This is a genomic window from Paraburkholderia pallida, from assembly GCF_004524855.1.
Taxonomy (GTDB): domain Bacteria; phylum Pseudomonadota; class Gammaproteobacteria; order Burkholderiales; family Burkholderiaceae; genus Paraburkholderia; species Paraburkholderia oxyphila.
Map to the genome: position 1 here is coordinate 440851 of NZ_CP038149.1, position 12194 is coordinate 453044.

General features: G+C 64.2%; 10 protein-coding genes. 7 read left to right on the plus strand and 3 right to left on the minus strand.

All coding sequences use genetic code 11. The features are described 5' to 3' along the window. Positions 1-6: 6 nt before the first annotated feature. The 4 genes from E1956_RS17255 to E1956_RS17270 all read left to right on the plus strand — a co-directional run bounded on the left by E1956_RS17255 (position 7) and on the right by E1956_RS17270 (position 3764). Entirely contained in the window at positions 7-1278 is a 1272-nt protein-coding gene (locus E1956_RS17255; protein WP_134751310.1) for a high-affinity branched-chain amino acid ABC transporter permease LivM, read from the plus strand. After that, positions 1275-2045, plus strand: a complete 771-nt coding sequence (livG, locus tag E1956_RS17260; protein ID WP_134751312.1) for a high-affinity branched-chain amino acid ABC transporter ATP-binding protein LivG — start codon at positions 1275-1277, stop codon at positions 2043-2045. Before E1956_RS17255 ends, livG begins: the two co-directional genes overlap by 4 nt. Next, positions 2045-2746 (plus strand): ABC transporter ATP-binding protein, encoded by a 702-nt coding sequence (locus tag E1956_RS17265; RefSeq protein ID WP_028217641.1) that lies wholly within the window; start codon positions 2045-2047, stop codon positions 2744-2746. Before livG ends, E1956_RS17265 begins: the two co-directional genes overlap by 1 nt. Before the next feature lie 418 nt (positions 2747-3164). Beyond that, the gene (locus E1956_RS17270; RefSeq protein ID WP_134751314.1) at positions 3165-3764 is read left to right on the plus strand and encodes a DUF4337 domain-containing protein; all 600 of its coding nucleotides are present in this window, start codon (positions 3165-3167) and stop codon (positions 3762-3764) included. Positions 3765-3852: 88 nt separating this feature from the next. Here E1956_RS17270 and E1956_RS17275 read toward each other — a convergent pair whose 3' ends face one another. Together E1956_RS17275 and E1956_RS17280 are read right to left on the minus strand one after the other, a co-directional pair. Beyond that, on the minus strand, positions 3853-4317 hold the full coding sequence (locus E1956_RS17275) for a hypothetical protein (RefSeq protein WP_232071683.1): 465 nt from the start codon (positions 4315-4317) through the stop codon (positions 3853-3855). A 248-nt stretch (positions 4318-4565) separates the two neighbouring features. Then, positions 4566-5045, minus strand: coding sequence for a DUF2501 domain-containing protein (locus E1956_RS17280; RefSeq protein ID WP_134751316.1), 480 nt, complete (start codon positions 5043-5045; stop codon positions 4566-4568). Positions 5046-5761: 716 nt separating this feature from the next. Here E1956_RS17280 and E1956_RS17285 point away from each other — a divergent pair. Beyond that, the gene (locus E1956_RS17285) at positions 5762-6964 is read left to right on the plus strand and encodes a transposase (RefSeq protein ID WP_134751318.1); all 1203 of its coding nucleotides are present in this window, start codon (positions 5762-5764) and stop codon (positions 6962-6964) included. Between the two features lie 266 nt (positions 6965-7230). Here E1956_RS17285 and E1956_RS17290 read toward each other — a convergent pair whose 3' ends face one another. Then, positions 7231-8751, minus strand: coding sequence for a mannose-1-phosphate guanylyltransferase/mannose-6-phosphate isomerase (locus tag E1956_RS17290; protein ID WP_134751320.1), 1521 nt, complete (start codon positions 8749-8751; stop codon positions 7231-7233). A gap of 506 nt (positions 8752-9257) precedes the next feature. Here E1956_RS17290 and E1956_RS17295 point away from each other — a divergent pair. Together E1956_RS17295 and E1956_RS17300 are read left to right on the plus strand one after the other, a co-directional pair. Then, positions 9258-10637 carry an undecaprenyl-phosphate glucose phosphotransferase gene (locus E1956_RS17295; protein ID WP_134751323.1) on the plus strand — a complete coding sequence of 460 codons (1380 nt, stop codon included), beginning with the start codon at positions 9258-9260 and terminating at the stop codon, positions 10635-10637. Between the two features lie 99 nt (positions 10638-10736). Then, complete coding sequence (locus E1956_RS17300; RefSeq protein ID WP_134751325.1) at positions 10737-12155, plus strand: UDP-glucose dehydrogenase family protein; 1419 nt, start codon at positions 10737-10739, stop codon at positions 12153-12155. Positions 12156-12194 lie beyond the last annotated feature (39 nt).

A 12194-nucleotide genomic window follows, 5' to 3' on the forward strand; every position in this document is an offset into this window, starting at 1 on the left:
GTCGAAATGAGTCAGACTGTTTCGGTTCGCATGGCCGCAGAAGGCCAGTCGTCGTCGCAGACCGTAAAGGGCGCGCTCGCCGCGGCCGTCGCGACGATCATCCTCACCGCACCCATCCTCGGCCTGCAGCTCACGCTCGACGGCTATCAGGTCGTGCTGCACCAGCACTGGCGTCCCGTGTGGATTGCCGCCGCGCTCGTGTTCGTATTCCAGCTCATCAAGCCGATGCTGGTACGCGCAACGAGTACGGTGCGCTTGCCCAGGGCGCCCACGCTCGGCGCACGCCAGCAGCGCGTAGCCATCTGGGTGCTGCTCGCGTTCGGCGCGGTGTTCCCGTTCATGGGCTCGCGCGGCGCGGTGGACGTGGCCACGCTCGCGCTCATCTACGTGATTCTCGGCCTGGGCCTCAATATCGTGGTGGGCTTCGCGGGCCTGCTCGACCTCGGCTATGTGGGCTTCTACGCGGTGGGCGGCTATACGTATGCGCTGCTCAACCAGTACTTCGGCTTCACGTTCTGGGAATGCCTGCCGCTCGCGGCGCTGGCCTCGGCCACCTTCGGCTTCGTGCTCGGCTTCCCGGTGCTGCGCCTGCGCGGCGACTATCTCGCCATCGTGACGCTCGGCTTCGGCGAGATCATCCGCCTCTTGCTCAATAACCTCACGAGCATCACGGGCGGCCCGGACGGCATCTCCAGCATTCCGAAGCCCACCGTGTTCGGCTTCGAGATGGCCCGCCACGCAAGCGTGGAAGGCGCGAAGACGTTCAACGAGCTGATCGGCATTGAATACAACGGCGAGCACATGGTGATCTTCCTGTACCTGCTCGCGCTGGTGCTGGTGGCGTTCACGCTGTTCGTCACGAGCCGTCTGCTGCGCATGCCGATGGGCCGCGCCTGGGAGGCGCTGCGCGAAGACGAGATCGCGTGCCGCTCGCTGGGTTTGAATCCCACGCGCATCAAGCTCTCGGCGTTCACGCTGGGCGCGTCGTTCGCGGGTCTCGCGGGCGCGTTCTTCGCGGCGCGCCAGGGGCTCGTCACGCCCGAGTCGTTCACCTTCATCGAGTCGGCGCTGATTCTCGCCGTGGTGGTGCTGGGCGGCATGGGCTCGCAGCTGGGCGTGGTGCTCGCGGCCATCCTGCTCACGGTGCTGCCCGAAGTCGCGCGCGGCTTTGCCGAGTACCGCATGCTGATTTTCGGCCTGGTGATGGTGCTGATGATGATGTGGCGTCCGCAGGGCCTCTTGCCCGCAAGCCGTCCGCACGTGGAGTTGCCGCAATGAGCGCACAAGCGTTGTTGAAAGTAGCGGGCCTGCAGATGCGCTTCGGCGGTCTGCTGGCCGTGGACGGCATCGACTTCGACGTGCGTCCGAACGAGGTGTTCGCGATCATCGGCCCGAACGGCGCGGGCAAGACCACGGTGTTCAACTGCGTGGGCGGCTTCTACAAGCCGAGCGCGGGCGACATCGTGCTCGACGGCCACGCCATTACCGGCCAGCCGAGCCATCAGGTCGCGCGCCGCGGCCTCGTGCGCACGTTCCAGAATATTCGTCTCTTCAAGCAGCTCACGGTGCTAGAGAACCTGATGGTCGCGCAGCACCTGAAGGTGAACCGCAACATGCTGAGCGGCCTGTTCGCGACGCCCGCGTACCGCCGCGCCGAACGCGCCGCGCTCGAGCGCGCCGCGTACTGGCTCGAGCGCGTAGGCCTGAAGCAGGTGGCCAACCGCGAGGCGGGCACGCTTTCGTACGGCCATCAGCGCCGCCTCGAAATCGCGCGCTGCATGATCACCGATCCGCGTCTCTTGATGCTCGACGAACCCGCGGCGGGTCTCAATCCGCAGGAGAAGATCGAGCTCCAGCAGATGGTGGACGGTCTGCGCAACGAGTTCGGAATCTCGGTACTCCTGATCGAGCACGACATGAGTCTCGTGATGGGCGTCTCGGACCGCATCCTCGTGATGGAGCACGGCAAGCCGATCATGATCGGCCTGCCCGACGAAGTGCGCAACGACGCGCGCGTGATCAAGGCCTATCTCGGAGAGGACTGATGCTGAAGCTGGAAAAGGTCCATACCCACTATGGCGCGGTCGAAGCGCTGGCGGGCGTGTCGATCGAAGTGAACAAGGGCGAGATCGTCACGCTGATCGGCAGCAACGGCGCCGGCAAGACCACGCTCATGATGACGGTGTGCGGCACGCCGCGCGCCTCGTCGGGGCGCGTGACGTTCGAAGGCGAGGACATCACGCGCAAGTCCACGCACGAGATCATGCGCAAGGGCATGGCGATCTCGCCGGAAGGCCGCCGCGTGTTTCCGAGCCTCACGGTGCTCGAGAATCTGCAGATGGGTGGCTTCTTCGCCTCGCAGCACGAGATCGATGCGGGCATCGAGCATGTGTTCAAGCTGTTCCCGCGTCTGAACCAGCGTGCGAAGCAGCGCGCCGGCACGATGTCGGGCGGCGAGCAGCAGATGCTCGCGATCGGCCGCGCGCTGATGAGCAAGCCGCGCCTGTTGCTGCTCGACGAGCCCACGCTCGGCCTCGCGCCACTCGTGATCGCGCAGATCTTCGACATCATCCGCGCGATCCGCGAGGAGGGCGTGACGGTGTTCCTCGTCGAGCAGAATGCGAACAAGGCGCTTCATGTGGCCGATCGCGGCTACGTGCTCGAAACGGGGCGCGTGGTGCTCGCCGATAGCGCCGAGAATCTGCTCGCGAACGACAATATCAAGCGCGCCTACCTGGGCGGTTGAGCGCTCGCGCGTGATGCGCATGGCGGCCCGCGCCGTTTCCGCTCTTCGTGCGGGGATGGCGCGGGCCGTTTTCATTCAGTCGCTGGGTGCGATGGCAAGCCGTTGCCGCGTATAGCCCGCTCGCAAAACCTGAGGACCTTCTGTAATGGATTGACGCTCGGAATGATGGAAGAAGCTATGAAAAAGGGGCGATGGCAAGAATAAAGCCGAATGGGCTTTTTTCTTATTTGCAAGATCATTTTCGCCGGACAATAAACTTTCAATTAAATTAGCAATTAATACGTTTCCATTTCTCTGTGTGACATGCGTAACGGATACTGGACAAGCGGCCCGCGCTCACGATAATTGAGCGTTTCGCGAGAACACGGTGAGACGTGGACCGTGCGCGAAGGTATCTGAGTTACCGGAGAGTCGTTGGATGTCTGAAGACTATGAAGTGCACGGTCCGCACGATCACGCGGTCGAGCACGCGGCCGCCGGCCACGGCGGCGATGGGGAGCGCGATCCGTTTCCGGGCCGCATGGCGGTGATGACCGCAATACTTGCCTCGATTGGCGCGATCCTCGCCTACCAGAGCGGCAACAGCGAAAATCTCGCGCTCTACTACAAGAACGAAGCCGCGATTCGCAAGACCGAAGCGGCGAATCAATGGGCGTATTACCAGGCGAAAGGCGAGAAGGAAAACCTCGCCGAATTGGGCGCCGCGCTTTCCGCGCTCACGCCGAACTCGACCGAAGCGCAGCGCCGCTTCGCCGCCGACGTCGATCGCTATCGCAAGCAGAAAGAGCCGATTCGCGCGCAGGCGGAGTCGCTCGAGAAGCAGGTGGCCGAGGACGACGCGCGCGCCGAGGCCCTGCTGCACGGTCACCATCGCTGGGCCCAGGCGACCACGCTGATTCAAATCTCGATCGCCCTCACGGCGATTACGCTGCTTACGCGGAGCAAGTGGCTGCTGTGGACTTCGATGGGCGTGGGCGCGGCGGGCGTGGTGCTGGGCGCATTGGCGTTCTTCGCCTGAGCGTTCCTCGTCAGGCCGTTCTTCGCCGGGCTGGGACGCTGCCGACCGTGCGCGCGGACCGTGGGTGCAGGCCGCTCGTGCGGGCGCCTCAGCCGCCGCAAACGATGGCCGTGAGCAGCAGTGGCACGACCGAGTGCACGGTGGCGTCGCTATTGGCCTCGCGCAAGCGCGAGCGGACCGATTCCGCCGGAGCGGAGACTACGACGCCATAGAGCGGCGCATCGAGCTCCTTGCCCGCGCCGCGGTGGAAGAGGGTGTCGTCGTGCGCGTAGCCGAGCACGACGTAGATGGGAAAACCGAACGCGCTCAGGCGGCTGCCGTGCGCGGGGCTGAATGCGTTGACCGAGTTGGCTTCCACCCGGCTCGGATTCGGGTCGATGGACTTTTCTTCAATCAGCGTTGAAATGAATTCATGCGGGTTCGACTTGCAGTCGAACTGTTCGTCGTGGGATTGCGCCTTCGCGACGTGCGGCACGAGAAGGGCGGCAAGCCCCGCGCAAAGCGCGCAAAGCAAGATGAAGAAAGGCGCTACGGAGATTCGTTGCTGGTTCATGGCAGTGACTTGCGTTCCGCGTGAACCCATTCGACACCGAAACGCTGTTGGTGTTCAAGAGCCGCGGCACAGAAATTGCGCAATTTTGCGCCGCACCGCACATTCGAAGTGTGACCCGCTTGGGCAGACCCGGTCGGGCAGACCTGGTCGGGCAGACCCGGCCAACAGACCTCAGGACCGCAAAAGCCGGCCGCCTCGCGCGTGCACGCGGGCGTGGCCGAGCTTGTAGCGGTCCCGCGACTGCTCTATTAGAGCATTGATTTCGCCTGGGTGAGGATCTTGTCGCAGACCTGCTTGGTGGCCGCTTCCTTCAGGCCGTTTCCGGAGAGGTCGAGCTGCGAGCCATTGCCGGCCGTGAGGATGCCGTTGCTGCCCTGCGTGTAGCCGGTGTCCGTGGTGGCAGCGCCGCCGGGCAGCTTGCTGAGCAGCGAGTCTTTCACGCTGCTGGCGGAGTCGGTGTTGAGGTAGTTGTTCTTGATGCAGTACTGCAGCAGGCCCGTGACGTTGCCGAGGCTGCTCGAGGTGAGCGAGGAGCCCGAGAGCGTGCTGCCGAGGCTGCCGAGATTGCCCAGACTGCTGCCTGCACCCGAAGTCGAGCCGCTGCCACCTGCCTGGTTGAGGAGGTTGCCAAGCTGGGCTTGCGCCGCATTCCACGGCGCAAGCAGAGCGGCGGCGACACCGGTCGCGGCGATCAGGGCGCGGGCGCCGCGCAGTGCTGAAGTATGCATACACGAATCTCCTGGATAACAAGCAGTGTGATCACTGAGGCCCTCGTACTATAGACGGATTCGCCGCGCAGCCTTTGCAGAGTGGCCGCGCATGCGCGGGGCATGAAATGACGGGTGCAACCCGTTGGAGGGCTGTGTTTCATCTCTGTGTCACTTGTTGCGGGCACAACAGAGTCTCGGGGAAAGATGGACAACAACGATGTCGCCGGAGAAGAGGGCGGCCCGGATAGCCGGCATGCATAGCGAAGCGCCCGGTTGCATCGAGCGTGACGGGGTCTGGCACGAGATGCATGCACGAGGGCGCATCGAGTTGTTGGGGGAAGGAAAGCAAAGGGTTTGCGAAAGGGCGAAAAAGGCCTTGCTGGAAGGGCTTTTTCGAAGTCGTGAGGGGGTTCGCAAGCGAGTTTGCAAGTGCGAACCGGCATAATCTGGGCCACACAAAGGGTTACTTTGTTTCTAACCGTAACACTTATTACGGCCCTCCTCATCGGCTGGTCTCAGGTGGTATGCTTCCTGCACAAATTCTCCCTTGCACGAGTGAGACCACGTTCTTTGCGTCATTTCCGTGAATACACGCACTGCCAATGTGCGGCCGGAGGAGCAAATGAACATGTCATATAACCATATGGTGCAACCGAGCACGCCAACGTGGACAGCAAGATCCGCGAGCGAAGGCTCCGTCACAGCAGCCCCGGTCCGGCTGCGTGGAGAACAGCATGAATTTCGAAGAACTGAGCGATGACGAGTGGATGCTGGTGTCCTCGCTCGTATCCGATGAACCTCCTATACGGCTGAACCGCCGCGGCCGCCCGCGCGCGGAGCCGCGTGTCGTAGCGAACGCTGTGCTGTGGATCTTGACGACCGGTGAATCCTGGTCGCGTCTGCCTGCGCGCTATCCGTCCGGCCCGACCTGCCGTCGCCGCTTTGAGGAGTGGCACGTGAGCGGCACGCTCGGCGAGCTCGTCAAGCTGCTCGTGCAGCGTGGCCGCAGCTTCGTCTACGTGCCCGAGCCCGTGCAGCCTCAGGCGGCCGTGACGAGCACGCAGGCGGCGCAGTCCGTGGCTGCCGTGGCCGAGGAAGTCGTCGAAGACGACGGCTTGCCCGCGGTCTACTGGAAGAGCCCCGAGGCATGGCAGGCGCCCGCGTCGGTTGCCGACGCGCCGCTCGCCAATCCTATCGAGAGCATGACGCGTCAGCTCGTGAGTCTGGACGACAGACTCGCGCAGCCCGCGAGGTCCGCTCATGCGCATCACATGCCGCATCGTTCGCAACCGTCTCACGGTTCGGGTGCCGTGCCGCGTCCCGCCGACGCGAGCGTGAGCGTGCCCGTTGCGAGCCGTACGGTGGTGCCCGACGAGACGCTCGAGACCGACGGCGATGCGACGTGGACGAACGCCATGCCGCAAGCCGTGCAGATCGCGCACTGGCGCGGCTACGAGATCCAGCTGAGCGTGGAGCCCGCGCGCAACGACATGTATCGCGCGGCCGTGGAAATCCTCAAGGACGGCAAGCGCGTGGAGCGCTCGGGCCTCATCGGGCCGCCGTTCGGCGATGACGAAGCGGCGCGGCACTACGCGTTCGACTGGGCGCGTGAATGGATCGAGCGTGAAATGCCTGGCGGCGCAGACAGCGATACTGCTGGCGGCGTGAGCGCGTCCGCCAACGGTCAGTCCGTGGCGTTTCCGCATGCCCCCAACGCCGTCGTCACGCGCGCCATGCCCGCCGTCGCGGTGAGTGCCGCTGTGGCCAGCGCCGTTGCCACGAATGCCGCCGGCAACGTGCACAACGCGCCGTTGCAGCGCTACACCTCGAGCACCGTGCGGCGCAGTGGCGGCGAAGTACGCGATGCTTCCTCCGCAAGCAGTGCGAGCGCCGAACGCCGTCACCACATCTCGCGTTTCAGAACGCATCTGGGCTGAGAGCCGGCGCACGCCGGCGCCTGCGCCCGTCTTCCGCAGCTTCGTTTCCGTCGTAGTCGTCGCATCGCTCATCGAGCGAACGTTACTCGTCGCTGTCTTGCACACTGGCTTCGCACTTGCGGCCGTAGCGGTCGATTCTTCGAATCTCTCGAATGATCGCCGCTACAGCCGCCAGTGATGTCTCCGTCCGTTGTTCCCACTGTCTGTCTGCTGCGTTGGCGGCGGGGCGCTCTATGGCGCCCCTTTGACCGCCTTATTGCACGACGTTACTGCCGGCCGTACTGGTCGTCGAGACGCACGATGTCGTCTTCGCCGAGGTACGAACCCGACTGCACCTCGATGATCTCGAGCGGCATCTTGCCCGGATTCTCGAGGCGGTGTGACACGCCCAGCGGAATGTACGCCGATTCGTTTTCCGAAACGATGAAGCGCTCGTCGCCGCGCGTGACGAGCGCCGTGCCGCGCACGACGACCCAGTGCTCGGCGCGGTGGTGATGCATTTGCAGCGACAGGCGCGCGCCCGGTTCGACCACGATGCGCTTGACCTGGAAGCGCTCGCCGCTGTCGACGCTGTCGTAGTGGCCCCACGGGCGATGCACGAGACGATGCGCGACGGCTTCGCTGCGGCGTTGCGACTTCAGGCGCTGAACGATCTTCTTCACGTCCTGGGCGCGCGAGCGGTCGGCCACGAGCACGGCGTCGGCGGTTTCGACCACCACCAGGTTCTCCGTGCCGAGGCAGGCGATCAGGCGTCCGTCCGAGTGCGCGAAGGTATCGCTTGCGCCTTCGAACATCACCTCGCCCTGGGCCACGTTGCCCGCATCGTCCTTCGCGGCGACTTGCCAGACGGTGTCCCACGAGCCGAGATCGGTCCAGCCCGCGGAGAGCGGCACGACCACGCCGCCGGCCACCGTGGTGTCAGCCGAAAGCGGCTCCATCACGGCATAGTCGATCGAGTTGGACGGCGAGCGCGCAAATGCTTCGCTGTCCACACGGAAGAAGTCGCCGTCGGCCTTGCCGTGCTCCACGGCGGCCGCGCACGCCTCGTAGATGGCGGGCTGGAAATGGCGAATGGCCTTGAGCCACGTGCTGGCGCGCATGATGAAGATGCCGCTGTTCCACCAGTAGCGCTGCGAGGCGACGTACTGCTGCGCGAGCTCGAAATAGGGCTTTTCGACGAAGCCGTTCAACCGCCGTGCGCCGGCCTGGTCTTCGGCCGCGAGCGGCTCGCCCACGTGGATGTATCCATAGCCCGTTTCGGCACGCGTGGGCACGATGCCCATCGTCACGATCTGGCCGTTGGCCGCATGACGCACGCCGTCGGCAACGGCGGCCTGGAAGGCCGTGAGGTCCGCGAGCGCGTGGTCCGCGGGCATCACCACGAGAATGCCGTCCTCCTGCTCGGCGACCACGGACAGCGCGGCAATCGTGAGCGCCGGCGCCGTGTCGCGCGCGAGCGGCTCGAGAATGAGGCGCGCTTCCTTGCCTGCCGCGCGAACCTGGTCGGCGGTGGTGAAGCGGTGCTCCTCGTTGCACACGATCATCAGCTTGTCGGCGAGGGTGACGCGTTCGGCGAGCGCGTCGAGACGGCCTGCCGTATCCGCGAGCAACGAACGCTCGCCAACGAGGTTGATCATCTGCTTCGGGTAAGTTTCGCGCGATAGTGGCCACAGCCGCGAGCCCGCGCCGCCTGCAAGCACCACCGGGCAGACTTGCAGCGCGCTGCGCGATTCGGCGCGCGCATCAGCCACGCGTGCCGATGTCGTTGCGGAACCCGTATCCGTCATCTCATTCTCCTGAAAGGCGTTTCGGTTCTGCGATTTGTAGCATGCTTAAAATCGATATAAATAGATTCGTAAAGAAGAAAACGGAAAATATTCGAATCAAATAAAAAATAACGAATTCGTCACAATACGGAGCCAATAAAAATTCGAATAAAAATGGCGTGCCGCTTCTGAATCCATTCGACCGAGTCAAAAATTAATCGGGGTCTGGCGCCCGCGGTACGGCAAATTTTTCCGCTCCGGCGGTGCGCCGGAAGCCCTTGCAGCCACAACTTCCGGAAAACGTTGCCGAAAAAATCACACAAAAAATAGACCGTTAGCAACGAAACATTTGGAGATACTTTTTGGCGTTGCGCATTCAATTTTTATCGTGCTTTATTAGGGTTTATTCGGATGCGATTCATCAGCGCCGGGCGAGCCCGGTGCACTTTTCCCTGATTCCTGTAAGCGGCAGCCATGATGCATAGCGCGTGGCTGCAATTCTTTTTTTCTAACCCGAGGTGCCGGACATGCTGAGCGTTCTAGCCAGAATCATCGATCTTGCCGCCATCGCCGCCGGCGCCCTGGTCGCGGCGGCCCTGCACCACGGTAGATTCGCGGCGCTCTCCGATATGGAGAGCGTGGCGCTCGCCTTCAATTGCGTGCTCGCGATCTGGATGTTCCCGGCCTTCGGCATCTACCAGTCGTGGCGCGGCAAGTCGCTCTACGTGCTCGCAGCCCGCGTGTGCGCCGCGTGGATCGCGGTGGAGTGCACGGGCATTCTGCTGTCGTTCAGCGTGCACCGCGCCGATTCGCTTTCGCGCGCGTGGCTCGCCTGGTGGGTGGTTGCTTCGGTCGCGTTGCTGATCGTCTCGAAGACGCTCGTGCACATGGTGCTGCGCAGCCTGCGCCGCGAAGGCTACAACCAGAAGGCGGTGGCCGTGGTGGGGGATCATCGCTGCTCGCGCTTCCTGGTCGAGCAGATGAAGAGCCATCCCGAGGCGGGCTTTCATCCCGCGCTCGTGTTCGACGAGAACAGTGACGCCGATGGCGAGGCGCGCCTCGACGGCGTGCCCGTCGAGCGCGACCTGCAGGCCATGCTGGCCTACGTGCGCGAGCACGACGTACGCGAGCTGTGGCTCGCGCTGCCGATCACGAAGGAGCGCACGATTCATCGCATCGTGATGGCGCTGCGCAACGACTTCGTGAACATCCGCTTCATTCCGGACGTGCGCAGCCTGTCGTTCTTCAGCCAGCCCGTGGTCGATCTGCTCGGCGTGCCGGCCATCAATCTCGCGGCGTCGCCGGTCACCGATCTGCGCGTGCTGCCCAAGCGCATGTTCGACGTCGCCTTTGCCGGCGCCGTGCTGGTGGCGCTCGCGCCGCTGCTGGCGATCATTTCGCTGGCCGTGAAGCTGACCTCGCATGGGCCGGTCTTCTTCAAGCAGCGCCGCAAGGGGCTCGATGGCAACGAGTTCGAGATCTACAAGTTTCGCTCGATGAAGGTCCACGCGGAGGTGGCGGGCCAGGTCACGCAGGCGCGCCGCAACGACCCGCGCATCACGCGCGTGGGTGCCTTCCTGCGCCGCACGAGCCTCGACGAGCTGCCGCAATTCATCAACGTGCTCAAGGGCGAGATGTCGGTGGTGGGGCCGCGCCCGCACGCGCTTGCGCACGACGACATCTACAAGGATCTCGTGCGCGGCTACATGGCGCGCTATCGCATCAAGCCCGGCATTACCGGCTGGGCGCAGGTCAACGGCTACCGCGGCGAAACCGACCGCGTGGAAAAAATGCGCGACCGTGTGCGTTTCGATCTGCACTACATGCAGCACTGGAGCTTCGGTCTCGATCTGCGGATCGTGGCGATGACCATGTGGAAAGGCTTCGCAGGCCAGAACGCATATTGAGCGACCCGGGTCCGCTATGTGCGTATGCACTGCGCATTGCGCTGCGCATGACGGCGCGGCCCGGACGGACACCAACAGGCAATCACAATTGAGGTGGGCATGAATCTGACGATCATTGGCAGCGGTTATGTGGGTCTCGTAACGGGCGCGTGTCTGGCCGACATCGGCAACGACGTGTTCTGTCTCGACGTCGACCAGCGCAAAATCGACCTGCTCAATCAAGGCGTCGTGCCGATTCACGAGCCGGGCCTGCAGGAGATCATCGAGCGCAACCGGCGCGCGCGCCGGCTCACGTTCTCGACCGACGTCGAGGCGGCCGTCGCGCACGGCGACGTGCAGTTCATCGCGGTGGGCACGCCCCCCGACGAAGACGGCTCCGCCGATCTGCAATACGTGCTGGCGGCCGCGCGCAATATCGGCCGCCACATGAACGGCTTCAAGGTGATCGTCGACAAGTCGACGGTGCCGGTGGGGACCGCCGCGCTCGTGCGCGACGCGATCGCCTCTGAATTGCACAAGCGCGGCGAGGGCCATATGTTCTCGGTGGTCTCGAACCCCGAGTTCCTGAAAGAGGGCGCAGCGGTGGACGATTTCGCGCGCCCCGACCGCATCGTACTGGGCTGCGACGACGACGTGCCCGGCGAGCGTGCGCGTGAGCTGATCAAGCGCCTGTACGCGCCGTTCAACCGCAATCACGAGCGCACACTCTATATGGACGTGCATTCGGCCGAATTCACGAAGTACGCGGCCAACGCGATGCTCGCCACGCGCATCTCGTTCATGAACGAGCTCGCGAATCTCGCTGACCGCGTGGGCGCCGACATCGAGGCCGTGCGTCGCGGCATCGGCTCGGATCCGCGCATCGGCTACGACTTCCTCTATGCGGGCTGCGGCTATGGCGGCTCGTGCTTCCCGAAGGACGTCAAGGCGCTGATGCGCACTGCTGAGGATTTCGGCGAGCCGCTGCAGATCCTGCGCGCGGTGGAAGCGGTCAACGACGCCCAGAAGCAGGTGCTCGCGCAGAAGATCGTCACGCGCTTCGGCTCCGACCTCACGGGCCGAACTTTCGGCCTCTGGGGCCTCGCGTTCAAGCCCAATACCGACGACATGCGCGAAGCGCCGAGCCGCACGCTGATCGCCGAGCTGCTCGCGCGCGGCGCACGCGTGGTGGCCTACGACCCGGTTGCCATCGAAGAAGCGCAGCGCGTGCTCGCGATCGATCTGGCCAAAACGCCCGAGCAGCTCGAGCGCCTCGCCTACGTGCACGACGCCATGGAAGCCGCCAACGGCGCAGATGCGCTGTTGGTCGCCACGGAGTGGAAGGTGTTCAAGGCGCCGGACTTCGAGACGCTCAAGGAGCTGCTGAAGACGCCGATCGTGTTCGACGGGCGCAATCTCTACGATCCGCTCGCGCTGCAGGAGCTCGGCATCGAATATCACGCGGTGGGCCGCGCGAGCGCTTTGCAGGCTAGCCGCACGCGCGCTGAAGCCGCCGCGCAGACGCGCGTCCCGGCGTAGCAGCCTGCAAGCGCCTGCGTTTTACGCAAGCAGTAAGGA